The organism is Streptomyces sp. ISL-43 (assembly GCF_018614195.1).
Lineage (GTDB): Bacteria > Actinomycetota > Actinomycetes > Streptomycetales > Streptomycetaceae > Streptomyces.
This window is the reverse complement of the sequence record NZ_JAGGOT010000010.1, coordinates 71340-97755: the sequence shown is the minus strand read 5'-3', so window position 1 is coordinate 97755 and position 26416 is coordinate 71340. Positions and strand designations below refer to the sequence as shown.

General features: G+C 70.8%; 23 protein-coding genes and 2 pseudogenes. 15 read left to right on the top strand and 10 right to left on the bottom strand.

All coding sequences use genetic code 11. The features are described from left to right. Nucleotides 1-10: 10 nt before the first annotated feature. On the bottom strand, nt 11-283 hold the full coding sequence (tatA, locus tag J7F03_RS06275) for a Sec-independent protein translocase subunit TatA (protein ID WP_214947646.1): 273 nt from the start codon (nt 281-283) through the stop codon (nt 11-13). Nucleotides 284-417: 134 nt separating this feature from the next. On the opposite strand from tatA, the pseudogene J7F03_RS06270 reads away from it, so the two are divergent. Further along, a pseudogene (locus J7F03_RS06270) lies at nt 418-2470 on the top strand (FUSC family protein). Between the two features lie 170 nt (nt 2471-2640). Further along, nucleotides 2641-2877: a DUF397 domain-containing protein gene (locus tag J7F03_RS06265; RefSeq protein WP_214947645.1), complete on the top strand. Its 237-nt coding sequence runs from the start codon at nt 2641-2643 to the stop codon at nt 2875-2877. A gap of 97 nt (nt 2878-2974) precedes the next feature. Here the strand turns inward: J7F03_RS06265 and J7F03_RS06260 are convergent, their stop codons facing one another. After that, on the bottom strand, nt 2975-3484 hold the full coding sequence (locus J7F03_RS06260; RefSeq protein WP_214947644.1) for an ATP-binding protein: 510 nt from the start codon (nt 3482-3484) through the stop codon (nt 2975-2977). A 307-nt stretch (nt 3485-3791) separates the two neighbouring features. Between J7F03_RS06260 and J7F03_RS06255 the strand changes: the two genes are divergently transcribed. The 6 genes and pseudogenes from J7F03_RS06255 to J7F03_RS06230 all read left to right on the top strand — a co-directional run bounded on the left by J7F03_RS06255 (nt 3792) and on the right by J7F03_RS06230 (nt 10942). Continuing rightward, entirely contained in the window at nt 3792-4670 is an 879-nt protein-coding gene (locus tag J7F03_RS06255) for a helix-turn-helix transcriptional regulator (RefSeq protein WP_214947643.1), read from the top strand. A gap of 92 nt (nt 4671-4762) precedes the next feature. Next, complete coding sequence (locus J7F03_RS06250; RefSeq protein ID WP_214947642.1) at nt 4763-6220, top strand: aldehyde dehydrogenase family protein; 1458 nt, start codon at nt 4763-4765, stop codon at nt 6218-6220. A gap of 221 nt (nt 6221-6441) precedes the next feature. Next, the gene (gene mrdA, locus J7F03_RS06245; protein WP_214947641.1) at nt 6442-8529 is read left to right on the top strand and encodes a penicillin-binding protein 2; all 2088 of its coding nucleotides are present in this window, start codon (nt 6442-6444) and stop codon (nt 8527-8529) included. 91 nt (nt 8530-8620) lie between these two features. After that, nucleotides 8621-9133 carry a DinB family protein gene (locus J7F03_RS06240; protein ID WP_214947640.1) on the top strand — a complete coding sequence of 171 codons (513 nt, stop codon included), beginning with the start codon at nt 8621-8623 and terminating at the stop codon, nt 9131-9133. Nucleotides 9134-9222: 89 nt separating this feature from the next. Then, complete coding sequence (locus J7F03_RS06235) at nt 9223-9981, top strand: MerR family transcriptional regulator (protein ID WP_214947639.1); 759 nt, start codon at nt 9223-9225, stop codon at nt 9979-9981. 83 nt (nt 9982-10064) lie between these two features. After that, nucleotides 10065-10942: pseudogene (locus J7F03_RS06230) on the top strand (DedA family protein). Here the strand turns inward: J7F03_RS06230 and J7F03_RS06225 are convergent. Both J7F03_RS06225 and J7F03_RS06220 read right to left on the bottom strand, forming a co-directional pair. Next, complete coding sequence (locus tag J7F03_RS06225; protein ID WP_214947637.1) at nt 10875-12530, bottom strand: threonine/serine exporter ThrE family protein; 1656 nt, start codon at nt 12528-12530, stop codon at nt 10875-10877. The pseudogene J7F03_RS06230 and the gene J7F03_RS06225 sit on opposite strands and share 68 nt — an antisense overlap. Before the next feature lie 191 nt (nt 12531-12721). Continuing rightward, on the bottom strand, nt 12722-13216 hold the full coding sequence (locus J7F03_RS06220) for an inorganic diphosphatase (RefSeq protein WP_214947725.1): 495 nt from the start codon (nt 13214-13216) through the stop codon (nt 12722-12724). Nucleotides 13217-13380: 164 nt separating this feature from the next. On the opposite strand from J7F03_RS06220, the gene dacB reads away from it, so the two are divergent. The 7 genes from dacB (at nt 13381) to J7F03_RS06185 (ending at nt 21374) form a co-directional block, all read left to right on the top strand. Then, nucleotides 13381-14823, top strand: coding sequence for a D-alanyl-D-alanine carboxypeptidase/D-alanyl-D-alanine-endopeptidase (gene dacB, locus J7F03_RS06215; protein ID WP_308379151.1), 1443 nt, complete (start codon nt 13381-13383; stop codon nt 14821-14823). Between the two features lie 38 nt (nt 14824-14861). After that, nucleotides 14862-16013, top strand: a complete 1152-nt coding sequence (locus J7F03_RS06210; protein ID WP_214947635.1) for a zinc-dependent metalloprotease — start codon at nt 14862-14864, stop codon at nt 16011-16013. A 235-nt stretch (nt 16014-16248) separates the two neighbouring features. Then, entirely contained in the window at nt 16249-17367 is a 1119-nt protein-coding gene (gene tilS, locus J7F03_RS06205; protein ID WP_214947634.1) for a tRNA lysidine(34) synthetase TilS, read from the top strand. A 66-nt stretch (nt 17368-17433) separates the two neighbouring features. After that, on the top strand, nt 17434-17994 hold the full coding sequence (hpt, locus tag J7F03_RS06200) for a hypoxanthine phosphoribosyltransferase (RefSeq protein ID WP_030158549.1): 561 nt from the start codon (nt 17434-17436) through the stop codon (nt 17992-17994). Nucleotides 17995-18187: 193 nt separating this feature from the next. Further along, on the top strand, nt 18188-20221 hold the full coding sequence (gene ftsH, locus J7F03_RS06195; protein ID WP_214947633.1) for an ATP-dependent zinc metalloprotease FtsH: 2034 nt from the start codon (nt 18188-18190) through the stop codon (nt 20219-20221). 108 nt (nt 20222-20329) lie between these two features. Next, a complete protein-coding gene (gene folE / locus J7F03_RS06190) occupies nt 20330-20938 on the top strand; it encodes a GTP cyclohydrolase I FolE (RefSeq protein ID WP_214947632.1) in 609 nt (202 codons plus the stop codon). Between the two features lie 4 nt (nt 20939-20942). Further along, nucleotides 20943-21374 carry a hypothetical protein gene (locus J7F03_RS06185; protein WP_214947631.1) on the top strand — a complete coding sequence of 144 codons (432 nt, stop codon included), beginning with the start codon at nt 20943-20945 and terminating at the stop codon, nt 21372-21374. Between the two features lie 25 nt (nt 21375-21399). Here J7F03_RS06185 and J7F03_RS06180 read toward each other — a convergent pair whose 3' ends face one another. From J7F03_RS06180 to J7F03_RS06155, 6 genes are all read right to left on the bottom strand, one after another. Next, the gene (locus J7F03_RS06180) at nt 21400-21888 is read right to left on the bottom strand and encodes a DUF3180 domain-containing protein (protein WP_214947630.1); all 489 of its coding nucleotides are present in this window, start codon (nt 21886-21888) and stop codon (nt 21400-21402) included. A 99-nt stretch (nt 21889-21987) separates the two neighbouring features. Then, the gene (gene folK / locus J7F03_RS06175) at nt 21988-22596 is read right to left on the bottom strand and encodes a 2-amino-4-hydroxy-6-hydroxymethyldihydropteridine diphosphokinase (RefSeq protein WP_214947629.1); all 609 of its coding nucleotides are present in this window, start codon (nt 22594-22596) and stop codon (nt 21988-21990) included. Then, on the bottom strand, nt 22593-22952 hold the full coding sequence (gene folB / locus J7F03_RS06170) for a dihydroneopterin aldolase (RefSeq protein ID WP_030010912.1): 360 nt from the start codon (nt 22950-22952) through the stop codon (nt 22593-22595). Before folB ends, folK begins: the two co-directional genes overlap by 4 nt. Nucleotides 22953-23083: 131 nt before the next feature. Next, nucleotides 23084-23527 carry a nuclear transport factor 2 family protein gene (locus J7F03_RS06165; protein WP_214947628.1) on the bottom strand — a complete coding sequence of 148 codons (444 nt, stop codon included), beginning with the start codon at nt 23525-23527 and terminating at the stop codon, nt 23084-23086. Continuing rightward, nucleotides 23524-24426 (bottom strand): dihydropteroate synthase, encoded by a 903-nt coding sequence (gene folP / locus J7F03_RS06160; protein ID WP_214947627.1) that lies wholly within the window; start codon nt 24424-24426, stop codon nt 23524-23526. Before folP ends, J7F03_RS06165 begins: the two co-directional genes overlap by 4 nt. A gap of 101 nt (nt 24427-24527) precedes the next feature. Beyond that, nucleotides 24528-26381, bottom strand: a complete 1854-nt coding sequence (locus tag J7F03_RS06155) for a phosphatidylglycerol lysyltransferase domain-containing protein (protein ID WP_214947626.1) — start codon at nt 26379-26381, stop codon at nt 24528-24530. Nucleotides 26382-26416: the final 35 nt, after the last annotated feature.

The following is a 26416-nucleotide window of genomic DNA, read 5'->3' as shown; positions in this document are numbered from 1 at the left end:
GATCTCCCGCTCAGCGATCCGTTGAAGGGGAGCCGCCGGGCTCCCGATCCGTTGAAGGGGAGCCGCCGGGCTCCCGTCCCGTTGAAGGGGAGCCGCCGGGCTCCCGTCCCGTGGAAGGGGAGCCGCCGGGCTCCTCCCGCAGCGCCCGCACCTCCGCCTTCAGGATGCGCGCCGACCTGCCCAGCCCCCGCGCCATCTCGGGCAGCTTCTTCGAGCCGAAGAGCATCAGGCAGAGGAGTACGAGGATGGCGACGTGCCAAGGTTCCAGGGCGTTCCTGAGCATGTGTGCTCCCGTCTCGCGAAGGATGCCGGCGCGGTGCCGACGGGCCGATGATCGGCGTTGTCCGGCGAAAACGCCATGGATCAGCCGATGTCTGAAGAAGACCTGAAAGCGGACGGCCGGTTACCCTCGGTGCCATGAGCTGGGTCCGGGCGCTGAAGGACACCGCCCGATCCGGTCTGACGGTCGAGCGGACCCGTCTCCAGCCCCTCGTCGCCGTCCGCGCCGCCGCCGGCCTCGCGCTCGTCATCGGCCTGAGCCTGGCCCGGCGCGGCCGCCAGCTCCGCCTTCGGCGCGTACATGGCGGCCGTCGCCACCTTCCAGAAGAGCTGGCGGCCGCGCCCCGTCCTGGCGCTCGCCGCCGGACTGACCCTGGCCGTCTCCACCTTCGTCGGCTACCTCGTCGGGTCCTCGCACACCCTGGCCTTCATGCTGCTGCTCGCCGTGTGGAGCTTCGCGGCGGGCCTGATGTGGGCGGCCGGGCCGACCGCCGGCATGATCGCCTCGGGCAACGTCGCGATCATGCTCGTCACCGTCACCCTGCCCACCTCCGTGCCACAGGCCGCCGGGCACGCCGCGATGATCGCCGCCGGCGGGGTGGTCCAGGCACTGCTGATCGTCCTCTTCCCCGTCCGCCGCTGGGGCGCCCAGCGCGACGCCCTGGCCGACGCGCTCGCCGCCGAAGCCGACTACGCGCGCCGGCTGCGCCACGACCCCGTCGCCTCCTTCGACCCGCAGCCGCTGATGCGGGCGCGGGACGCCGCGACCGTCACCTCCCGCCAGGCCCGCCGGCGCCCCGCCGAGCTGCACGGTGCGCGCGGGCTCGCGGAGCGGATCCGGCCGGTGCTGGCCTCGCTGGCGGACCCGGCGGTCGGGGCTCCCGGGGAGGGCCCGGCGCGGGACCGGGTACGGGAACTGCTCGCGGCGGCCGGGGCGGTGCTGGACGCCGCCGCGCTGGCGATCCGGCACGGGGAGCCCGTACGGCTGCCCGCGCCGGCCCTCGCCGTGCTGAAGGCCCCTGACACCGAGGACCTGTTGCGGGGCGCGCCGCTGCGGGCCGCGCACCGGCTCGCGGCCCTGCTGGACGACGTACTGGATACCGCCGAGCCCGGCTCGGGGCGCACCGCCGACCCCGGGGAGTCGATGCTGCGGCCCAGCCTGCCGGCGCTCGCGCCGATGGTGCTTGCCGCCGTACGGGCCGAACTGCGGCCCGGATCCCCGATCCTGCGGCACGCGCTGCGGGTGACCGCGGTCGCCTGCGCGGGCTACCTCATCGGCCACGCGCTGCCGCTCGGCCACGCCTATTGGGCTCCGATGGCCTCCGTCATGGTGATGCGGCCCGACTTCACGCAGACCTACACCCGCGCCGTCGCCCGCTTCGGCGGCACCTTGGTCGGGGTGGCCGTCGCGACCGCCGTGGTGCAGCTCGCGCATCCGGGGATGTACCTGTCCGGGCTCCTCGCCGTGATCAGCGCGGGCCTGATGTACACGCTGATGCGCACCGGCTACGCCGTCTCGATGGTCTTCGTCTCCGCCTACGTCGTCTTCCTGCTCGGCATGGGCGGCGTCCGCTGGGACCAGACCGTGCCCGACCGGGTTGCCCTCACCCTGGTCGGCGGCATCCTCGCGATGGTCTCCTACGCCGTCTACCCGGCCTGGGAGACCCCGCGGCTGCGCGGCCGCCTGGCCGACTGGGTGGCCGCCGACGGGCGGTACGCGGCGGCCGTGCTCGGGCAGTACGCCGACCCGGCCGGGGCCCGGCGCGGCGACGTGCGGGAGGCGCTGCTGGCGGTCCGCGACGCCCGGGTCGCCTGGGAGGAGGCGGTGGACCGGGCAGCCGGGGAGCCGGTGCGCCACCGCGGGATCTCCCGGTCGGCCGCCGACGAGGCGGGCCGGGCCCTGGCCGCGCTGGGCCGCCACGCGATGCTGCTGGAGGCGCACTTCCCGGACCGGGGCCAGGCTCCGGTCCCGGGCGCCGCCGCCCTGGCCCGGGCGCTGCGCTCGGCGACGGAGGCGGGCGCGCGGGCGGTACGGGAGCGCGGGGTCCCCGAGTGGGAGGAGGTCCGCGCGGTGCTGGCCGACTGGGACGCCCCGGAGCCGGGGGTGCTGCGCGGGGCGGCGGAGCAGCTGCTGGACTCGCTGGACGAGATTTCCGAGGCGCTGCGCACCCGGCCGCGAACAGAGCATTGAACAGAGCATTGAACAGCGCCTTGAACAGCGCCTTGAACCGGGCCGGGCCGGGGGCCGTGTCCCTAGCGGTGCCTGGCCCTCCGCTCGTGCACGTGCATCTGCCCATGCATGCCGTCTTGAACACAGCTATGATCCCGTGCAGTTGACATCTGCACTATCGGGGGCTTCCTGTGGACCACGCGTACAACGGGATGGCAGCTGCAGAGCTTGACGGGGTGACCTGGCAGAAGAGCAGACGCAGCAACTCCCAAGGTTCCTGTGTGGAGTTCGCCAAACTGCCGGGCGGCGACGTCGCCATGCGCAACTCACGCTTCCCGGACGGACCGGCGCTCGTGTACACGCCGGCCGAGATAGAAGCGCTGCTGCTGGGCGTCAAGGACGGCGAGTTCGATCACCTGATCAGCTGAAAAAGCTGAGGAACCGCCAAGATTCAAGCCATGCACGTGCACTGGCCGGGACCGATCGCAATGATCGATCCCGGCCGGTTGCCGTATTTGTGGCGGTTCAGCCCTGGAGAGTGAACAGCGCCCAGACGACCTTGCCGGTCAGCCGTCCCGCGAGCGGGTGCCAGCCCCAGCTGTCGCTGTAGGAGTCGACGAGGAAGAGCCCGCGCCCCGACTCCAGGTCGCAGTTGCGCTCCGCGGCCTCCGGAGTGAAGTTCCCGCCGGGCCGGTCCTCGCTGGGGTCCCGCACCGCGCACACCAGCCGGGTGCTCCACCGCATCAGGTGCAGCCGCACCGGCGGCTCGCTCTCGCCCGCCGACGGCCCGGAATCGTCCGGGAGGGCGTGGCGCAGGGCGTTGGTGACGAGTTCGGAGACGACCAGTGCCACGTCGTCGAAGCGTTCGTCGAGGCCCCACTGCGCGAGGGTGGAACGGGTGAAGGTGCGTGCTCCGCGCACCGCGTCGTAGCGGGCGGGCAGAGCGCACGAAGCGGACCCGGAGACAGCCGTGGGGTCGACCGGGGGAAGCCCCTGCCGTAACGGCTCGAGCATGGTCGATCCATTCGTCCCCATGCGAGGCACTCCCGGGATTCGAAAGAACTGCGGGGCACGCAGGTGCGCGGGACCATGCTTCCGAATGCGGAAGCCGGATGCAAGGGCAGATGCACGTGCACGCGCCGGACCTGTCCGCTCCCGTGACGGTTCTTGCTCATTTCTTCCTACGCATACTTACGGACTTCTTTTACGGCGGGGCGGATTCCGTTACAGAACGAGTACGGGCCGATGCGTTTTGGTGGCAGACTGCGGGCCCTGAGGGGCACGGGGGCCTCTGCGACGCAGCCATCAAACGGTGCAGTGGTCAAGCGCCGACATCCGAAATGTGGGGAGGGCAGGACTAGTGACCGCAGAAGCCAGTGGTTCTGTGGTGCGCCGCATCCTCCTGGGCTCGCAGCTCAGGCGACTCCGAGAATCCCGCGGCATCACCCGTGAGGCAGCCGGCTACTCGATCCGCGCATCCGAATCGAAGATCAGCCGCTTGGAGTTGGGAAGGGTGAGCTTCAAGGCCAGAGACGTCGAGGACCTCCTCACGCTCTACGGAGTCACGGACGGCACGGAGCGGGAGTCCCTCCTGGGGCTGGTCCGCGAGGCCAACGTGGCCGGCTGGTGGCACAGCTACGGAGACGTCCTGCCCGGCTGGTTCCAGACGTACATCGGACTGGAAGGCGCCGCCTCCCTCATCCGCATCTACGAAGTCCAGTTCGTGCACGGCCTGTTGCAGACCGAGGCCTACGCCCAGGCCGTCGTCAGCCGCGGCATGCCCGGCGCCGGACGCGCCGAGATCGACCGCCGCGTCGCGCTGCGCCTGGAGCGCCAGAAGGTCCTGGTCTCCGAGAGCGCGCCCGTCTTCCACGCGGTGCTCGACGAGGCCGCGCTGCGCCGCCCGTACGGCGACCGCGATGTGATGCGCGGTCAGCTGGAGCACCTCATCGAGGTCTCGCAGCGGCCGAACGTACAGCTCCAGGTCATGCCGTTCTCCTTCGGCGGACACTCCGGCGAGAGCGGCGCCTTCACCCTGCTGCGCTTCCCCGAGTCCGACCTCCAGGACGTCGTCTATCTGGAACAGCTCACCAGCGCCCTCTACCTCGACAAAGACGAGGAAGTGGCGCAGTACGAACGGGCGATGCTGCGCCTCCAGGCCGACTGCCCCGACCCCGACCAGACCCGGGATCTCCTCCGCGGTCTCCTTCAACTGTCTTGATTCGCACGTAGTATGACGTCTGATCAGTGCATGACGATGACCGTTGGGTCTCCGGTGCAGCGCAAGGACGCGCGCTCGCAGTAAGGGATGGCATGTCCATATTCGACGACCTGGCCCACCAGTACATCGACGGCGAATGGCTGGCCGGCACCGGTTCGTGGGACATCATCGACGTCAACCCGTACAACGGGGAGAAGCTCGCGGCCATCACGGTGGCCACCGTCGAGCAGGTGGACCAGGCGTACCGGGCGGCCGAGCGGGCACAGAAGGAATGGGCCGCCACCAGCCCCTACACCAGACGAGCCGTCCTGGAACGCGCCCTGCGGATCACCGAGGAGCGCGAGAAGGAGATCGTCGAGGCGATGATCGACGAGCTCGGCGGGACCCGTCCCAAGGCCGAGTACGAGGTCCACCTCGCCAAGGAGTTCATCCGCGAGTCCATGCAGCTGGCCGTCCGTCCCGAGGGCCGCATCCTGCCCTCGCCGGTCGAGGGCAAGGAGAACCGGGTCCAGCGCCTGCCCGTCGGGGTCGTCGCCGTGATCAGCCCCTTCAACTTCCCCTTCCTGGTCACCTTGAAGTCGGTCGCCCCGGCCCTGGCCCTGGGCAACGCCGTGGTCGTCAAGCCGAACCAGAACGCGCCCGTCATCGGCGGCGGAGTCATCGCCAAGATCTTCGAGGAGGCCGGGCTCCCGGCCGGCCTGCTCAACATCCTGGTCACGGACATCGCCGAGATAGGCGACGCGCTCCTGACCCACCCCGTCCCCAAGGTCATCTCCTTCGCCGGCTCCGACCGGGTCGGCCGGCACGTCGGCGCGGTCGCCGCCCGCCACTTCAAGCGGACCGTCCTGGAGCTCAGCGGCAACAGCGCGCTCGTCGTCCTCGACGACGCCGACCTCGACTACGCGGTGGACGCGGCCGTCTTCAGCCGCTTCGTCTACCAGGGCCAGGTCTGCATGGCCGCCAACCGCATCCTGGTCGACGCCTCGGTCGCCGAGGAGTTCACCGAGAAGTTCACCACCCGCGTGCGCGGCCTGAAGACCGGCGACCCGCACGACGCCGACACCCACATCGGCCCCCTGATCAACTCCTTCCAGGCCGATGCCCTCACCGCGCTCGTCGACCGCGCGGTCGCCTCCGGGGCCCGCGCTCTCGTACGGGGTTCTACGCGCGGCAACCTGGTCGAGCCGACCGTGCTGGCCGGACTCCCCGAGGACTCGCCGCTGCTGGGCCAGGAGATCTTCGGCCCCGTCGCGCTGCTGGTCGTCTTCGACGGCGAGGACGAGGCGGTCCGCCTCACCAACGCGACCCCGTACGGCCTCAGCGGCGCCGTCCACACGCGCGACGTCGAGCGCGGGGTCCGCTTCGCCCGGCGCATCGAGACCGGGATGATCCACGTCAACGACTCCACCATCGGCGACGAGCCGCTGGCCGCGTTCGGCGGGGAGAAGGCCTCCGGCATGGGCCGGCTGAACGGCGAGGCCACGGTCGAGGCCTTCACCACGCAGAAATGGATCTCGGTCCAGCACGGCCGGACGCAGTTCCCGTTCTAGACCGGGAGGGGATCGAAGCGGTCTCGGGGAATCGGGGGCGTTTCCGCGTTGTCCGGTGCGGTGCACCGCAAGGCGGACCAGGGCCGTTGTACTGGACGTAGTCGGTTGTCGAGACGACGCGGCGAGGTGCCGTGCCGGGCGGCGCGGGGACGTGCTCCGCTTCCTCGAGGCCGCTTAGACTCGGGCGGGTCAGGCGAGGACCAGTCCCGGGGAGAGCCGAGTTGAGCAACATACCGGAGACCGGGCGCACACCCCGGGTCCAGAACCGGCTCATCATGATCCAGATCGTGGTGTTCTCACTGCTGCTGACCCTCGGCGGCCGCCTCTGGTACCTGCAGATACGCAATGGCCAGGAGTACACGGACGAGGCGAAGAACAACCACACCCAGCAGGTCGTCCAGCCCGCCGTGCGCGGCGCGATCCTCGACTCCCGCGGGATCCCGCTCGCCGACAACGAGACCCGCATGGTGGTCTCCGCCAGCCGCACCGAGCTCTCCAAGATGAAGGACCGCGGCAAGCAGGCCCTGACCGAGCTCGCCGGTGTCCTGGGCCTCGTCCCCCAGGACGTGATCGACGGCGTCCGGCTGTGCGACGCCAAGACCCCCAAGCCCTGCTGGAACGGCTCCCCGTACCAGCCGATCCCCATCACCGACGAGGCGACGACCGACCAGGTCCTGGAGATACGGGAGCACGCCGAGCGGTTCCCCGGCATCACCGCCGAGCCGACCGCCCTGCGCCGCTACGCCGGCCCCGACGGCGCCAACACCTCCCAGGTGCTCGGCTACCTCTCCCCGGTGACCGACGACGAGATCACCAAGGCGAAGAACTCCGACTCCCCGTACCTGCGCTCCGACCAGGTGGGCCGCAGCGGCCTGGAGCGCACCTACGACAAGGAACTGCGCGGCAAGGCGGGCATCACCCGCTACGAGGTGGACAACCTCGGCCGGGTCATCGGCGCGGGCGTGAGCGACAAGTCGCAGCCCGGCGCGAACATCGTCACCTCCATCGACTCGCGGGTGCAGGCGGTGGCCGAGCGCGAGCTGAACAACGCGATGATCGAAGCCCGCAAGGGGTACGACAAGAACACGCGCCGCAACTACGAGGCAGACTCCGGCGCCGTCGTGGTCATGGAGGCCAAGACCGGCCGCGTCGTCGCCATGGCATCCAACCCGACGTACGACCCGAACGCGTGGGTCGGCGGTATCTCCGCGAAGGACTACGCCTCCCTCACGGACAAGGAGTCGAACTACCCGCTGCTCAACCGCGCCATCCAGGGCCAGGCGGCCCCCGGCTCGATCTTCAAGGTGGTCTCCTCGACGGCGGCGGTCAACGCCGGCTACCCCTTCAACGCCCGCTACGGCTGCCCGAGCTCCTACTCCGTCGGCAGCCAGGTCTTCACCAACTTCGAGTCCCAGGGCTACGGCGACATCACCATCGGCAAGGCCCTGGAAGTCTCCTGCGACACCGTCTACTACGCCATCGCCGACAAGGAGTGGAAGAAGGACGGCGGGATCAAGCCCAAGGCCCAGCCCGGCGACTGGTTCTTCAAGACCGCCCACGAGTTCGGCCTCGGCAAGCGCACCGGCATCGACCTGCCCAGCGAGGTCCCCGGCCGGGTCCCCGACCGGCAGTGGAAGAAGGACTTCTTCGAGGCGAACAAGGCCGCCTGGTGCCGCGACGGCAGGAAGGACGGCTCCTACGCCGAGAAGATCGCCTACGAGAACTGCCGCCAGGGCAACCAGCTGCGCGAGGGCGACGCGATCAACTACTCCATCGGCCAGGGCGACACCCTCGTCACCCCGATCCAGATGGCCTCCGTCTACGCGGCCATCGCCAACGGCGGCACCCTCCACCAGCCCAGCATCGGCAAGGCCGTGGTCAGCGCCGACGGCACCTCGGCCAAGGAGATCGCGCCGAAGGAGCAGGGCAAGCTCCCGATGGACGCGAAGCTGCGCGACAACATCGACGGCGCCCTGGCCGACGTGGCCACCACCGGCAGCGCGGCCTGGCGCTTCGGCGGCTGGCCGCAGAAGCAGATCCCGATGCACGCGAAGACGGGTACGGCCGAGGTCCAGGGCAAGCAGACCACCTCGTGGTTCGCCTCCTACACCGAGGACTACTCGATCGTGATGACGATCTCCCAGGGCGGCACCGGCTCCGGAGCCTCGGGCCCGGCCGTCCGCAAGATCTACGAGGCGATGTACGGCCTGGACGAGAAGGGCAACCAGGACCTCTCCAAGGCCCTCCTGCCGGAGCCCGCCACCACACTGCCCCCGATGCGGCAGGACGGTGAAATTGCCGGGCAGTGAGCGGCAATTGAGGACAGAATCTGACCGCAAGGCTCCGTAGCGTGTTTCTCATCAGCAGATGGCGCACGGCACAGAAGAGGCGGTAGGAACCATGGCTCAGCTTTCCACCGAGGTCCCCGGCGACGAGCGCGGCACGCTCCTCTCCTTCGTCCAGGCTCAGCGCACCGGGCTCCGTGAAACGGTGCTGGGGCTCACGGAGGAGCAGGCGGCGAGCCGCCCGAGCGCGAGCGAGCTGTCCCTTTCCGGCCTGCTCAAGCACGCCGCCGAGTGCGAGCAGAACTGGGTGTTCCTGGCCCGGCAGCAGCCGAACCCGCAGAGCCGCACCCGGGAGACCTATACGGAGTCCTTCCGGCTGGTCGGCGACGAGACGGTCCCGTCCGTGCTGGCCTTCTGGGACGAGGTGGTGGCGGAGACCGAGGCCTTCATCGCCACCGTCCCCAGCCTGGACGACACCTTCCCGCTGCCCGAGGCCCCCTGGTTCCCCAAGGACGGCAAGGTCTCGATGCGCTGGATGCTGCTGCACCTGGTGGAGGAGTTCGCCCGGCACGCGGGCCACGCGGACATCATCCGCGAGAGCCTGGACGGCACCAAGGCCATGGGGTAGCGGCCGGCCCGGCGCACATCGCGGGCTTGCACCTCACGCCACGTGAGGGGCCACAGTGAAGGGCGTACCCAACCAGAGGAGCGGGAGCGATGGGCTACTCGGTGGGCCAGGTCGCCGGATTCGCCGGAGTCACGGTGCGCACGCTGCACCACTACGACGAGATCGGGCTGCTCTCACCGGGCGGCCGCAGCCAGGCGGGACACCGGCGGTACGACGACGCCGACCTCGACCGGCTGCAGCGGATCCTGTTCTACCGGGAGCTCGGCTTCCCGCTCGACGAGGTCGCGGCCTTGCTGGACGATCCGGAATCGGACCCGAGGGAGCACCTGCGCCGGCAGCACGCCCTCCTGACCGACCGGATCGCCCGGCTCCAGCAGATGGCCGAGGCCGTTGAGCACGCCATGGAGGCGAAGAAGATGGGCATCAACCTCACGCCCGAGGAGAAGTTCGAGGTCTTCGGGAACGACGACCCCGAGCGGTACAACGAGGAGGCCGAGCAGCGCTTCGGCGGAACCTGGACGTACGAGCAGTCGCAGAAGCGGGTGGCCCGCTACACCAAGGACGACTGGAAGCGGCAGCAGGCGGAGACGACGGCGTGGGGGGCCCGCTACGCCGCGCTCATGGCGCAGGGCGCGGCCGCGGACGACGAGCGCGCGATGGACCTGGCCGAGGAGCACCGGCAGCACCTCACCAAGTGGTTCTTCGACTGCCACTACACGATCCACGAAGGGCTGGGGGAGATGTACGTGGCCGATAAACGCTTCACCGCGTACTACGAGAAGATCCGGCCCGGCATGGCCCGGCACCTGCGGGACGCGATCACGGCCAACGCGGTCCGCAAGGCGTAGGCGCCCCTCCGTGGAACCAGCCGGGGGCGGTGTGCGTTCATAATTGGACGGACATCCCCCCGATCCAGGAGAGCCCGGAACTCGTGAACACGCTTGCGCTCGGTCCTGAGTGGATCTCCCCGGAGTATCTGATCGGGCATTTCGGCCTGATCGGCATCCTGGTCATCGTCTTCGCGGAATCCGGTCTCTTCGCCTTCCTGCCCGGAGACTCGCTGCTCTTCACGGCGGGCCTGTTCGTCGCGAGCGGCACGATCAGCCAGCCGCTGTGGCTGGTGTGCACGCTGATCGTGGTCGCCGCGATCCTGGGCGACCAGGTCGGGTACATGATCGGCAAGGTCTTCGGTCCGAAGATCTTCAACCGGCCGCAGTCCAGGCTCTTCAAGCGCGAGAACCTCGACGCGGCGCACGACTTCATGGAGAAGCACGGCCCCAAGGCCATCGTGCTCGCGCGCTTCGTGCCGATCATCCGGACCTTCGCGCCGATGGTCGCGGGCGCGACCGCGATGAAGTACCGCACCTTCCTGATGTTCAACGTCATCGGCGGCGTCCTGTGGGGCGCGGGCGTCACGGTCCTGGGCTACCAGCTCGGACAGTTCGAAGTGATCAAGAAGAACATCGAGCCGATCTTCATCGGCATCGTGCTGATCTCCGTGATCCCGGTGATCTTCGAGGTGCTGAAGGCGCGCAAGGAGAAGAAGACCGCGGGGGAGGGCGGCGAGCAGCCCGCCGCCGAGGACGACCCGCAGGCCCCGGCCCCGGGCCCGCGCGGCGGCCGCCACGCCAAGCGCTGACACCACGCACAGCCCCGTACGGTGCCCCGCGGACCCCGGATCGCCCGGTCCGCGGGGCACCGGCGTGTCCGGGGCCCGAGGCGGCCTTGAAGCGGTCCGGCGCTAGAAGCCGCGGGTGCGCTTCGCCGCGCGGCGCTTGGCCGCGCTGGCCGCGCCGGGGATCCGCATGAACAGGCGCGACATCTCCGAGCCGAGGTTGACGCCGATCGCGATGGCGAGCGCGATGGCCACGGCGTTCGTGAGCGAGCCCAGCCCTTCGTTCAGCCGGTTCTCGGCGATCAGCAGCAGCCCGTAGTAGGTCGCCGAGCCCGGCAGCAGCGGGCCGATGGCGGCCGTGACGAAGGGCAGCGCCGAGGAGAGGCGGTGGCGGGACAGGAGCTGCGCGAAGAGGCCGACCAGCCCGGCGGCGATCGCGGTGGACGGCACCGAGGGGATGTTGCCGGCGTGGTGCAGGGCCCCGTAGACCACCCAGGCGACGCCGCCGTTCAGCGTCACGATCAACACGGTGGAACGTTCCTGCTGGAGCAGGATCGCGAACGTGAACACCAGCACCATCGAGGCGGCGATCTGGATCAGGGGCCGCTGGGTGATCTGGAGGACGTCCTCGGGCTGTGGCGACGAGCCGAACTGCAGGCCGATGTAGAGCACGACCAGGACGCCCATGATGATGCCGATGAAGAGGTACATGACCTCCAGCAGCCGGGCCGAAGCGGTGATGTAGTAGCCGGTCAGGCCGTCCTGAACGGCCGCGACCAGGGCTCGCCCCGGCAGCAGGGCGAACAGCCCTCCGGTGATCACGGCGGAGGAGAGCACGTCGAACTCGGTGAGCTTCAGGGCCACGCCCATCGCTGCCGGCGGCATCGCCGCGACCACGAACTGGTAGAACTCCGGCAGTCCGCGCCCGGCGCAGAACCAGGCGAGCCGGTCGCCGAGGACCGCTCCGAGTGCGGCCGCGAAGAACACGAGGACCCCGCCGCCGACCAGCGTGGAGGCCGCGCCGGCCAGCAGCCCGGCGGCGGCGGTGAGCATCCAGCCGGGGTACGGGTGCCGGTTTCGGCGGATCTCGGCGAGCCGGCGGTACGCGTCCTCCAGCGAGATGTCGACCTCGTGCGCGCTGATGTCGTTGACGAGGCGGAAGACGGCCGAGAGCCGGTTGTAGTCGGTGCCCCGGCGGCGGACGGTGCGGTTCGCCGAGACGGGGTCGTCCATCAGGGAGGGCTGGTAGGTGATGGAGAGCATGGTGAAGGTGACCGTCGGCTCACAGCGGTCCAGGCCGTAGCTGCGGGCCACCGCGAACATCGCGGCCTCCACGTCCTCGGCGCCCTCGCCGCCCGCGAGCAGCAGCTCGCCGATGCGCAGCGTCAGGTCGAGCACGCGGCCCACGGCGGGCCCGGTCTCCGCGGCCGGCTTCTGCGCGGGCTCCGGGACCGGCCGGATGTCGACCGGCATGCGCAGCATCGTGCGCATGCGGTCCTGCCAGGGGGACTCCAGCCGGGACACGGGGAAGCCCGGGGGGCCGGTGTAGGCGGGCGGGGAGTGCGCGGCGCTGTAGGTGTGCGGGGTGGCGAAGGCGGAGCCCTCGTCGGGCTCCACGGCCACCGAGGCGAGCCCGTCGGGGACGGCGAACTCCGAGGTCGGCTGGTCCTCCTCGGCCGCCTCCGGCTCCACTCCGACCCCCTGCGGCACGGAGAACGCACTGTGCGCCTCGTCCGACTTCGGCTTCCGGTCCTCGGTCCCGGATGCTTCGCCCTCCGCCACGCGTCCTCCAGTCCCCGGCCAGCCCGTATCAGTATGCGGAACCGTTTCATCCACGGCGAAACCGGCACCGGCACCGGCACCAGCACCGGCACCGGGACCAGCCCGGGACCGCACCCGCGTCCGGGAACGACGACGGGCGGCACCCCGTGAAGGGGTACCGCCCGCGATGTCAGCGTGTCACCAGGCAGAACCTAGTGGTGGCCGCCCTGCGCCTCGAGGCGCTTGTACGAAGCCTCGATCTCGGCCTCGGCCTCGGTGCGGCCGACCCAGTTCGCGCCCTCGACCGACTTGCCCGGCTCCAGGTCCTTGTAGACCTCGAAGAAGTGCTGGATCTCCAGGCGGTCGAACTCGGACACGTGGTGGATGTCGCGCAGGTGCTCGACACGCGGGTCGGAGGCCGGCACGCAGAGCAGCTTGGCGTCGCCGCCCGCCTCGTCCGTCATGTTGAACATGCCGATCGCGCGGCACTTGATCAGGCAGCCCGGGAAGGTGGGCTCGTCCAGGATGACCAGCGCGTCCAGCGGGTCGCCGTCCTCGCCGAGGGTGTTCTCGACGAAGCCGTAGTCGGCCGGGTAGCTGGTCGAGGTGAAGAGGCGACGGTCCAGGCGGATCCGGCCGGTCTCGTGGTCCACCTCGTACTTGTTCCGCGAACCCTTGGGGATCTCGATGGTGACGTCGAACTCCACGTCCTGCTCCTCCATGATCAGCTTCATTGCTTCGAGACTGCGTTTGATTCACCTGCGTGCGCGGCCGACCCAGCCCTGCCGGGTGGGGTGCCATGCTCGCGGCAAGACGCAATGGTTAAGTGTCCCTCACGCATATGTGTGATCGCGAAAGGGGCTGGTCCGAGGTGCCATTGGTCAAGACCTGGCAGCTCATCGCGGTGTCGGCCGTCGCCGGCCTCGCCCTGTCGGCCGCGGCGGTGGCCGCCGCGGGTCCATGGGACTCCGGCCAGCGTAAGGCCGAGCGGGACGAGGCCGCCTCTTGGGGCCGTACGGGTGGCGCAGATCACGGTGGTGACGGGGCCGGTGGGCTGCCCCAGGCGGCCCCCAGCGCACCCGGTGTGCTGGCCGGCGTACCGTCCGGCGCGGCCGCCACGGGCAGCCGGGCCGAGGCGGTGGATTCCGGGTCCCTCGCCGCGGCGCTGCGTCCGCTGCTCGCGGACCGCGCCCTGGGAACCGTCCGCGCGGCCTCGGTGGTCGACACCGGCACCGGGCAGGTCCTGTACGAGTCCGGATCCAGGGAGGCCATGACCCCCGCCTCCACCGTCAAGATCGCCACCGCGGCGGCCGCGCTCGCCGCGCTCGGCCCCGAGCACCGGATCCGCACCACCGTTAACCCCGGCGCCGCCCCCGGCAAGATCATCCTGGTCGGCGGCGGCGACCCCTCGCTCACCGCCAAGAAGAAGGCCCCCGCCGGCTCCGGCGGCAGCCTCGTCGCACTGGCCGCCGACACCGCCCAGGCACTCAAGGCCGCCGGCACCGACAGCGTCGCCCTCGGCTACGACGACTCCCTCTACGCCGGCCCCGTGCGCCACCCGATCGGCGTCAACGACAACATCGCCCCGGTCACGGCCCTGACGGCCGACGAGGGCCGCCCCGACGAGTCCTTCTCCGGAACCGTCAAGCGCAGTGACGACCCCTCCCGGGACACCGCCCGCGCCTTCGCCGCCCTGCTGGCCGAACGCGGGGTGAAGGTGACCGGCGAGCCCGCCATGGCCAAGGCCGCCGCGGGCGCAGTACCGCTCGCCGCGACCCTGTCGCCGCCGCTCGCCGGGCTCGTCGAGCGGATGCTGACCTACAGCGACAACGACATCGCCGAGGCGCTGGCCCGCCAGACCGCGCTGGCCTCCGGAGCGCCCGCGAGCTTCGAAGGCGTCGAGAAGACGCTCGGCGCCAAGCTCGCCTCGCTCGGCGTCGACACCTCCGGCTCCCACCTCGCCGACGGCAGCGGGCTCAACCGCGCCGACAAGGTCAGCGCCGGTCTGCTGACCGCCCTCCTGGCCAAGGCCGCCGATCCGCAGCGGCCCGAGCTGCGGCCCGTCCTCACCGGACTGCCCGTCGCCGGATTCACCGGGACCCTGCGCACCCGCAACGCCGGCAGCTCCCCGGCGGCCGGACTGCTCCGGGCCAAGACGGGCACCCTGAGCGGCGTGAACTCCCTCGCCGGCACCGTCGTCGACCCCTCCGGCCGACTGCTGGCCTTCGCGTTCCTGACGGCGAACACCACCGACGCGGGAGCCGCAGAGAAGGGCCTCGACAAGCTCGCGGCAGCCGTGGCCGGGGGGTCATAGGGATCCCGTCCGCGGGCGGGTCCACGTACGGTTGACGCATGACGAGCATCAGTGGTGCGGAGCTGGTCGACTGGAACCTCGCGGTGGCGACCGCGACCCGGCTGGTACGGCCCGGCCCGGAGGTCAGCCGGGACGAGGCGCGGGCCGTCGTCGCGGAGCTGCGCAGGCACGCCAAGACCTCCGAACGGCACGTGCGCGAGTTCACCCGGATGATGCCGGAGGGCTCGGCCCCGCCCGACACCCCCGTCCTCGTCGTGGACCGGGCCGGCTGGGTGAAGGCCAATGTGGCCGGCTTCCGCGAACTCCTGGCACCGCTGCTCGGCAAGATGCAGGAGCGCCGCGCCGGCACCCCCGGCGGCGCCGTCCTCGGCGCGTTCGGCGGCAAGGTCACCGGCGTGGAGCTGGGGATGCTGCTCAGCTTCCTGGCCTCCCGGGTCCTCGGCCAGTACGAGACCTTCGCGCCCGCCGCGCTCGACCTGCCGGGCTCGGCCACCGGCGGCCGGCTGCTGCTCGTCGCGCCGAACATCGTGCACGTCGAGCGGGAGCTGGAGGTCGATCCGCACGACTTCCGGCTCTGGGTCTGCCTGCACGAGGAGACGCACCGTACCCAGTTCACGGCCGTCCCGTGGCTCCGCGAGCACCTCGAGGGCGAAATCCAGACGTTCCTGGGCGCCACCGAGGTCGACCCGGCGACCGTGCTGGAGCGGCTGCGCGAGGCCGCCCAGTCCTTCGCCGGGGCCCGCCCCGACGCCGAGCGCGGTGACGAGGGACGCTCCCTCGTCGAGCTCGTCCAGACCCCCGAGCAGCGCGAGGTGCTGGCCAGGCTCACGGCCGCCATGTCCCTGCTGGAGGGCCACGCCGACTTCGTCATGGACGGGGTCGGGCCCGAGGTGGTGCCCTCGGTCGCCGAGATCCGGGAGAAGTTCCAGCAGCGCCGGGCCAGCGGCGCGGGCCGCCTCGACGCCGCCCTGCGCAAGCTCCTCGGCCTCGACGCGAAGCTGCGCCAGTACCGGGACGGGGAGCGGTTCGTGCGCGCCGTCGTCGGCCAGGTCGGCATGGACGGCTTCAACCGGGTGTGGACCTCGCCGAACACCCTGCCGACCAAGGCGGAGATCGCCAAGCCCGCCGACTGGGTGGCCCGGGTCCACCGCAAGGGGAGCGAGCAGAGCGAGGCGAGCGAAGAGGTGTGACCCGAGAGGCGTGAAGATGTCCCTCTGGGGGAAACAGCATCACCCGTCCGAGGGACCGTGGGGCGTGGAAGGGCGTGCAATGCTCAGGGAACGGCTCGGTTCTGTCACCATCATCGCACTCTGAGTGACAACCCCCGTCAGTGGGGGTGGCCGGGCAGCACCCCGGCGCACCACCCTCCCCCAACGCCTCCCAAGCGCCTCCGAGGCATCCGAACTCCACCGAAGGGCACCGGACATGGGTCCCCATCCTGCGGTCGCGGCGATACGCCTGGCGGTCCGCCGCGCACTCCACGACGTCCTCACCGATCTCACCGACCGACCCGCACCCTCTCCCCGCGTGGGTCGCCCCGGCCGCCCCCCGGGCGCCCCCGGAGCTCCTTACGGACCCGCCCCCCACCACGTCCTCCCCGACGGCGCCCCGCTCGTCCTCGTCGCCTGCTCCGGCGGCGCCGACTCCATGGCGCTCGCCTCCGCCCTCGCCTTCGAGGCCCCCAAACTCGGAATCCGGGCCGGCGGCATCACCGTCGACCACGGGCTCCAGGCCGGATCCGACCTGCGCGCGGCCGAGGTCGTCTCCCGCATGACCGCGCTGTGCCTCGATCCGGTCGAGTCCGTCGCCGTGCGCGTCGGCCGCGACGGCGGGCCCGAGGCCGCCGCCCGCGATGCCCGCTACGCGGCCCTGGACGAGGCCGCCGACCGGCTGGGAGCCGTGGCCGTGCTGCTCGGCCACACCCGCGACGACCAAGCCGAAACCGTTTTGCTGGGCCTCGCCCGCGGCTCCGGCATCCGCTCGCTGTCCGGCATGGCGGAGGTGTCGGGCGGTCCGGGCGACCCCGGTTCCCGCGGCCGCAGTCACCGCTACCGCAGGCCGTTCCTCCAGGTGGACCGGCAGACCGCCCGCAAGGCCTGCATGGTCCAGTCCCTGGCCGTCTGGGACGACCCGCACAACATCGACCCCGCCTACACCCGCTCCCGGCTGCGCCACGAGGGACTGCCCGCCCTGGAGAAGGCGCTCGGCAAGGGAGTCGTGGAGGCGCTCGCCCGCACCGCCCAGCTCTCCCGCGACGACGCCGACGCCCTGGACGCCTGGGCCGCCGAGGCGGAGAGCGGCGTACGGGACGAGGACGGCCGCCTGGAGTGCGCCAAGCTGTACGCGCTGCCCCCCGCCGTCCGCCGCCGGGTGCTGCGCCGGGCCGTCGTCGCGGCGGGGTCCCCCGCAGGCTCCCTCTTCGCCCGCCACATCGAGGAAGTCGACCGGCTCATCACCGGTTGGCGCGGCCAAGGTGCCATCAACCTGCCCGGCCGGGTCGAGGCCCAGCGGCAGGGTGGCAGACTGGTCATCCGGCAGGGCTGATTGGTGCTGAAACACGGCTGAGTCCTCCGGGGTCACTCCCCGGAGCCCCAGCCGACAACGAAAGTGATGCGGGTGGACGAGAAGGACATGGGCAGCGACCTCCAGTCGGTGCTCATCACCAAGGAAGAGATCGACGCGAAGCTGGCCGAGCTGGCCGCGAAGATCGACGCGGAGTACGCGGGCAAGGACCTGCTCATCGTCGGCGTCCTCAAGGGCGCGGTGATGGTGATGGCGGACCTGGCGCGTGCCTTGTCCACCCCGCTCACCATGGACTGGATGGCGGTGTCCTCCTACGGCGCCGGGACCCAGTCCTCGGGCGTGGTCCGGATCCTCAAGGACCTGGACACCGACATCAAGGACAAGCACGTCCTGATCGTCGAGGACATCATCGACTCGGGTCTGACCCTGTCCTGGCTGCTGTCGAACCTGGGCTCCCGCCAGCCGGCCTCCCTGGAGGTCGTCACGCTGCTGCGCAAGCCCGACGCCGCGAAGGTCGCGATCGACGTGAAGTGGGTCGGCTTCGACATCCCGAACGAGTTCGTCGTGGGCTACGGCCTGGACTACGCGGAGAAGTACCGCAACCTGCCGTTCGTCGGCACGCTCGCGCCCCACGTCTACGGCGGCTGATCCACCCGGACCAACTGTCCGGTCAGGGGAACCCTGGAGCGCTTCCCGCCGTTGGAGCATGGAAAGGCAGGTCTGTCAGCCGTCCCATGAGGCAGCGGGTGACAATACAGGGGTACATTCCGAAGAACAGTCTTTACTCAGAGCAGCATTTACCTACGGGCAGGAGGGACGGGGTGCCTAGCGCCCCGTATGGATGGACGTGAAGCGATACTTCCGTGGGCCGGTCATGTGGATCGTGCTGGCCGTCCTCGCCGTGGTCGTGTTGATGAATGTCGTCGGCTCCGGCGGCGGCTACAAGTCGGTGGACACGAGCGAGGTCATCAAGGCGATCAACAGTGGCCAGGTGCAGCAGGCGCGCCTGACCACCGGCGACAGCCAGATGATCAAGATCGACCTCAAGAAGGACCAGAAGCTCGGAGACAACTCCGGCGCCAAGTTCCAGGCCAACTACATCGGAGACCAGGGCGTCCAGCTCGCCCAGAACCTCCAGACCAAGTACGAAGCCGGTCAGATCCCCGACGGGTACTCCGTCGCACCGGACAAGACCAGCCCGTTCCTCAGCGTGCTGCTCTCGCTGCTGCCCTTCGTGCTCATCGTCGTCGTCTTCCTGTTCCTGATGAACCAGATGCAGGGTGGCGGCTCCCGGGTCATGCAGTTCGGGAAGTCCAAGGCCAAGCTCATCACCAAGGACACCCCGAAGACGACGTTCGCGGATGTCGCGGGCGCGGACGAGGCCGTCGAGGAACTCCACGAGATCAAGGAATTCCTCCAGGAGCCGGCGAAGTTCCAGGCCGTCGGCGCCAAGATCCCCAAGGGCGTGCTGCTGTACGGCCCGCCCGGCACCGGCAAGACCCTGCTGGCGCGTGCCGTCGCGGGCGAGGCCGGTGTCCCCTTCTACTCGATCTCCGGTTCCGACTTCGTCGAGATGTTCGTCGGTGTCGGTGCCTCGCGTGTCCGCGACCTGTTCGAACAGGCCAAGGCCAACGCCCCGGCGATCGTCTTCGTCGACGAGATCGACGCCGTCGGCCGGCACCGCGGTGCGGGTCTCGGCGGCGGTCACGACGAGCGCGAGCAGACCCTCAACCAGCTGCTGGTCGAGATGGACGGCTTCGACGTGAAGGGCGGCGTCATCCTGATCGCCGCCACGAACCGTCCGGACATCCTCGACCCGGCCCTCCTGCGCCCCGGCCGCTTCGACCGCCAGATCGCGGTCGACCGCCCGGACATGCAGGGCCGTCTGGAGATCCTCAAGGTCCACCAGAAGGGCAAGCCGGTCACCCCGGACGTCGACCTGGGCGCGGTTGCCCGTCGTACGCCCGGCTTCACCGGTGCCGATCTCTCCAACGTCCTGAACGAAGCGGCCCTGCTGACCGCCCGTATGGACAAGAAGCTGATCGACAACCACGCACTGGACGAGGCGATCGACCGCGTCGTGGCGGGTCCGCAGAAGCGGACCCGGATCATGTCGGACCGGGAAAAGAAGATCACCGCGTACCACGAGGGCGGACACGCCCTGGTCGCGGCGGCCTCCCCGAACTCCGACCCGGTCCACAAGATCACGATCCTGTCCCGCGGCCGGGCCCTGGGCTACACCATGGTCCTGCCCGACGAGGACAAGTACTCGACCACGCGCAACGAGATGCTCGACCAGCTGGCGTACATGCTGGGCGGGCGCGCGGCCGAGGAGCTGGTCTTCCACGACCCGACCACGGGCGCCGCGAACGACATCGAGAAGGCCACGGCAACGGCCCGCGCGATGGTCACCCAGTACGGCATGACCGAGCGCCTCGGCGCGATCAAGTTCGGCGGAGACAACACCGAGCCGTTCCTGGGCCGCGAGATGTCGCACCCGAGGGACTACTCGGAAGAGGTCGCGGCACTGGTCGACGAAGAGGTCAAGAAGCTCATCGAGACCGCGCACAACGAGGCCTGGGAAATCCTGGTCGAGAACCGCGACGTGCTCGACAATCTCGTTCTCGCGCTGCTGGAGAAGGAGACGCTCAACAAGGAGCAGATCGCCGAGGTCTTCTCGACGATCGTGAAGCGCCCGGCCCGCCCGGCGTGGACCGGCTCCTCGCACCGCACCCCGTCGACCCGTCCGCCGGTGCTCTCTCCCAAGGAGCTCCAGCTGACGAACGCGGCGAACGGTACGTCGGCGGCCTCGGCCTCGTCGGCCGTGTCCGTGGAGAAGTCCCCGGAGCCCTCCTCGGAGGAGCGTTCCGAGTAGCCGGTGGACGACCGACCCTCCCGGAATGGATGCCGCGCCCCCCAGGTTCTAGCCTGGGGGGCGCGGCACTTTTGCACGGCCGCGAGCGAACACAGGAACGAGGAGCAGATGACCGACCCAGTGACCCTGACCGGTGGCGAGGGCACGATCGGCGAGTTCGACGAGAAGCGCGCCGAGGCGGCCGTCCGCGAACTCCTGATCGCGGTCGGCGAGGACCCCGACCGCGAGGGCCTGCTGGCGACCCCGGGCCGGGTGGCGCGGGCGTACAAGGAGATATTCGCCGGCCTGTACCAGAAGCCGGCGGACGTCCTGACGACGACCTTCGACCTCGGCCACGACGAGATGGTCCTGGTCAAGGACATCGAGGTCATGAGCACGTGCGAGCACCACCTGGTGCCCTTCCACGGCGTGGCGCACGTCGGCTACATCCCGTCCATCGACGGCAAGATCACCGGCCTGTCGAAGCTGGCCCGCCTCGTGGACGTCTACGCCCGCCGCCCCCAGGTGCAGGAGCGTCTGACGACCCAGATCGCCGAGTCGGTCATGGAGATCCTGGACCCGCGCGGGGTCATCGTGGTCATCGAGTGCGAGCACATGTGCATGACCATGCGAGGTGTCCGCAAGCCCGGGGCGAAGACCATCACCTCGGCCGTCCGCGGCCAGCTGCGCGACCCCGCCACCCGCAACGAGGCGATGAGCCTCATCATGGCGCGCTGACCTGATGGCCGTGGGGGAGGACGCGGCAGCGGGCGCTGCCGGAGACGGGGACGAGGACGTCTGGGAGCCGTTGAGCGAGGAGGTCCGGCGGGTCCTGGAGCTCTTGTTCGACGGGGATTCAGAGGCGCAGCGGGGCTTTCGGGCGCAGATCCCGCACACGCGGATGAACAAGAGCGACTGCCCGTGTCCGTGCGTGTACCTGAGCGTCGACGGGGACGCCGTGGCGGCCGTGCCGATGGAGCAGAGCGTGGACTCGGTCGCCGGCGCGTCCCTCTTCAACGCGGAGGGCGGCTACGACGGCGAGGTGACCGTCCTCGCGGGCCGCGGTGTCATGTTCGACCTGCAGTTCTGTGACTGGGAGGACCGGGGGCCGGCGCCGCTGCGGCTCTGGGAGTGGCTGGGGCCGCGCCACTCCATGGATCCCGCCCTCCGCTGAGACCTGCCGCTGCCGCCCGGGCCGTTCAGGCCCGGGCGGTGGCCTGGTGGTCGGGGTCCTCGTCGTCCGGGAGCTTCAGGACGTGTTCGAGGAAGAGGGCGGCCGCGACGACCGCGGCGCCCGCCAGGACCGAGAAGCCGGCGTACCAGGCCTGGTCGCGGCGGGCCGGGACGTCGAGGGCGTCCGTCAGCAGGAACACGCCGACGCCGCCGTACGCGCCCGCGACCAGGGCCGCGACCAGGGCGCTGGACTGGCCGAAGACCACCGCGCGGGCCGCCATCAGCGGCTCCACGCCCTTGGCGCCCGGCATCCGCTCGCGCTGCGCCTTCAGGCGGGCGCGCAGCGACAGGGCCGTCGCCAGCAGGACCACCGCGATGGCGCCGAGCACGATGGGGGCGGCGAGCGGGACGCCCGGGAGCGAGCCGTAGGAGTTCCACAGCCGGGCGCCGGCCCAGGAAAGCACTCCGGCGATCGCGAAAATACCCGCCAGAACCGCCGGCCTCAGTTGCTTCACGTGCCTGTTCCCCGCTTTCTGTGCGTCCCCCGGTGATCCTAAGTCTTCGGCTCCCCGGGCGAGGGCAGGCGTCGTGTTTCACCCCGCGGGGGCGGGCCGCTACTCGGGGAGGCGCAGTTCCAGGTCGCCTCGGAGGGTGAGACCCGCGAGGCCGACCCCGGCCAGCAGATCGGCGACCGTCCCGTGACCCGGGAGCGCGGCCTCGGCGTCGATGTCGTTCCAGGGGGCCAGCACGAAGGCGCGCTGGTGGGCGCGCGGGTGCGGCAGGGTGAGGACCGGGTCGGCGGAGACCACGTCGGCGTACGCGATGACGTCGACGTCGATCGTGCGGGGTCCCCAGCGCTCCTCGCGGACGCGGTCGAAGGCTTCCTCGATGGCCTGGCCGCGCTCCAGCAGCGAGCTGGGGGGCAGGGTGGTCTTCACCGAGACGACGGCGTTGAGGTACGAGGGCTGCGAGCCCGGGTCCACGCCCCACGGCTCGGTCTCGTACACGGGGGAGACGGCCTTGACCCGCAGCCCGGGGGTGTCCCCGAGGGCGTCGATGGCGCCCTGCAGGGTCTCCAGCCGGTTGCCCAGGTTCGCGCCGAGCGCGATGACGGCCCATTTGGGGTTGGACAGCGTGACGTCCGCCGCGTCGACGGCTTCGACCACGGAGGCGGGTACGGGCTGGACTGTGGGGTCGCTCTGGGCGTTCATTCCGTTGTTCATGCGCGGCTCCGGGTGATCGTGATGGTCACGTCGTCGAAGGGGACGGTGATGGGCGCGTCCGGCTTGTGGACGACGACCTCCACCTGGGCGACCGCCTCGTGCTTGAGGCACTGTTGGGCGATCCGCTCGGCGAGGGTCTCGATCAGGTCCACGGGCTCGCCCTGGACCACGTCGACGACCTCCTCGGCGACGACCCCGTAGTGCACGGTCTTCGCCAAGTCGTCGCCGGCCGCCGCGGGGCGGGTGTCGAGGTGCAGCACCAGGTCGACGATGAAGGTCTGGCCTTCCTCGCGTTCCCGGGGGAAGACGCCATGGTGCCCGCGAGCCTTGAGGCCGCGCAGCGCGACACGATCCACGCGAATCACTCCTGCTTTTCGTAGGTTCTTCCGGTCCGGGACTCCCCGGATCCATGGGCCAAAGCCGAGTGCGGTCGGCGTCGTCCATCTTCGAATTTACCTGCGAAATACTCCGGGCCCCGACGGAGGGGTCAGGAGGGCTCCTCCTCGTCGTCCTCGTCGGAGTCCGTGAGCACGGGAGAACCGTGGTGCGACCAGAGCCGCCAGCCCTCCGGTGTGCGTCGGAACACATTCGTCGCGACGACGAGCTGGCCGACGAGCGGGCCCAGCTCCCCGCCGTCCTCGGCGGGCCCGCCACTGAGGATGTTCTCCGTACAGGTCACCAGGGCGGTGTCGGCTATGACGGCGACCTTGGTGTCGGTCAGGAAGAACTGGATGTACTCGGTGTGGGACATGATCAGCGCGTACGAGCGCAGCACCTCGCCGCGTCCCGAGAGCACCGGCCAGCCCGGGTGCACGCAGGAGATCTCGTCTTCGAGCCAGAGCGCCGACAGAGCGTCGAAGTCCCCCCGCTCCATGGCCTCGTAGAAGGCCGTGTTGACCTCTTCGACGGCTTCGATGTCGCTTTGGCTCACCGGGCCCCTTCCTCGTCGTTGCGGGTACGCAGTGCCCCTTCCACGGCACGGGCCACCCGAACCGCGTCCGCGCTCGCCCGTACTTCGTGCACCCGGACAGCCCAGGCGCCCTGTTGTGCGGCGATCGTGGAGACGGCCGCGGTGGCGGCGTCGCGTTCGCGGGCGGGCGGCGGGGAGGCGCCGGCGGCGCCGGCCAGCACCCGGCCGAGGAAACGCTTCCGCGAGGCGGCGACCAGCAGCGGGAAGCCCAGCGCGCGCAGCTCGGGCAGGTGGGCGACCAGGGCCAGGTCGTGTTCGGCGTTCTTCGCGAAGCCCAGACCCGGGTCGACGAGGAGCCGCTCGGGGGCGACACCGCCGGAGACGACCGCGTCGATGCGGGTCCGCAGTTCGGCGGTGACCTCGGCGAGGACGTCGTCGTAGACGGCGAGGCTGTTCATGCCGTCGCTGAAGCCGCGCCAGTGCATGACGACGAACGGCACCTCGGCGGCGGCCACGGCCGGGATCATGCCGGGGTCGGCGAGCCCGCCGCTGACGTCGTTGACGAGCGCCGCGCCGGCGGCGACGGCCTGCGCGGCGACGGAGGCGCGCATGGTGTCGACGGAGACGACGACGCCCTCGGAGGCGAGGCCCCGGACGACGGGGACCACCCGGCGCAGCTCCTCCTCCTCGTCGACGCGGGAGGCGCCGGGGCGGGTGGACTCACCGCCGACGTCCACGAGGTCGGCGCCCTGGGCGGCGAGGTCGAGGCCGCGCTTGACGGCCGCGGTCGTGTCGAACCAGCGGCCGCCGTCGGAGAAGGAGTCGGGCGTGACGTTGACGACGCCCATGACCCCGCAGCGGTCCCATTCCGGCAGCCCTTGGACCCGGCCCCGCTCGGCGGCCGCGCGCTTCGTGTTCATGCCTCCAGGGTATGGGCTGGCCCGGACGCGGCAGGGCCCTCTAACGCGGCAGGGCCCCCGGAGCCTGTCGGCTCCGGGGGCCCTGGACGGCGTACGGACGCTCAGGCGGCCTGGACCTCGCGCTCGGGCTGGGCGGGCAGCGCCGCGCGCACGTGGTGGTGGGCGCAGGTGCGGACCGGCTTGGGGCGGCGGCGGCCGGCGAACAGGCGGGGCAGGGCCAGCGTCACGAAGCCCTCCGCCTGCATCGCGGCGAAGCCGATGCGGGGCAGGTCGCGGGTGGTGCGGAAGACCACGAAGCGGGGCTCCCAGCGGGGGCGGAACTTCGCGTTGAACTTGTACAGCGACTCGATCTGGAACCAGCGCGAGAGGAACACCAGCAGGCTGCGCCACATCCGCAGCACCGGGCCGGCGCCGATCTTCTCGCCGCGGGCCAGCGCCGAGCGGAACATCGCGAAGTTCAGCGAGACCTTCTCGATGCCCAGCGCCGGGGAAGCCTCCAGGGAGGCGACGATCAGGAGCTCGTTCATGCCGGGGTCGGCGGCGCGGTCACGGCGCATCAGCTCCAGCGACATGCCGTCCTTGCCCCACGGGACGAAGTGCAGGACTGCCTTCAGGTCGCCGAAGGGGGAGGTGTCGCCCTCCTCGACGCGGTGCGCGGTGGCGATGTAGCAGTCGCCGTCGCCCGGGTCGCCGACCCGGCCCAGCGCCATGGAGAAGCCGCGCTCGGTGTCGGTGCCGCGCCAGGCCTCGGCGGCGCCCCGCACCTGCTTCAGCTCGGTCTCGGTCAGCTCGCTGACCCGGCGGACCTTGGTGGTGTAGCCGTTGCGCTCGATGCGCTTCACCATCTGGCGGACATTGCGCATCGCCCGGCCGGAGAGGGAGAAGTCTTTGACGTCGACGATCGCCTCGTCGCCGAGCTCCAGGGCGTCGAGCCCGGTCTCCCGGGTCCAGACCTCGCCGCCGGTCTCGCTGCAGCCCATGACGGCGGGGGTCCAGGAGTGGGCCTTGGCCTCCTCCATGAACCGCTCGATGGCGCCGGGCCAGGCCTCGACGTCGCCGACGGGGTCGCCGGAGGCGAGCATGACGCCGGAGACGACGCGGTAGGTGACGGCGGCCTTGCCGCTGGGGGAGAAGACGACGGCCTTGTCGCGGCGGAGCGCGAAGTGGCCGAGGGAGTCGCGGCCGCCGTGCTTGGCGAGCAGCTCGCGCAGCTTGACCTCGTCGTCGGCGGTGAGCCGGGCGGCCGGGTGCTCGGGGCGGAAGGCCAGGTAGATGGTGGTGACGGCGGTCAGCATGCCGAGGGCGCCGAGCGAGTAGCCGACGGTCCAGGACACGCGGCCGGCGTAGTCGACGGGACCCTCGAAGCCGAAGAGCCCGTAGACGACGTGACTGATCTGCTCGTACACGCCCGGTTCGCCGACCACGCGGCCCGGGTGCGAGTTGACGATGATCAGACCGAGCCCGATGGAGCCGGCGCTCATCAGGACGAAGTTGGCGAGCGCCTTCCAGCGGCTGCGCGGGTCCGGGAGCGCCTTGAATTCACTCTGGTGGCGCAGCAGGAGCCCGAGGAGCACCGCCGCGATCACCACGCCGACGAAGGAGTGGCGGTAGGTGAACTGTGCGACGGCGCCGGCCGGCAGCAGCACCACGGCGGCCCGCCAGGCGCGGCGCTTGTGGCGCTTGAGCCCGTGGGCGAGCAGCAGGAGCAGGACGCCCGCGCTGAGGGCCAGGGCCGCGGCGAAGGGACCGAAGGAGCCGGGCAGCACCTCGGTTACGGCATGGATACGGCTGTGCCTGAAGCGCGGGAAGACTCCCGCGGCGATGTCCAGCAGACCGACGACCATGACGGCCGTGCCCACCAGGCCGGGGACGGCCTCCGGTCGTGGGCCACGGAGGATCCTGCCGACCCGCTTCGGAACCTGTCCCGACTTATCGCCATCTATCCTGCTAGACATCGCTTCCCGTTGCTCCGCGAGAGATCATGTGGCCG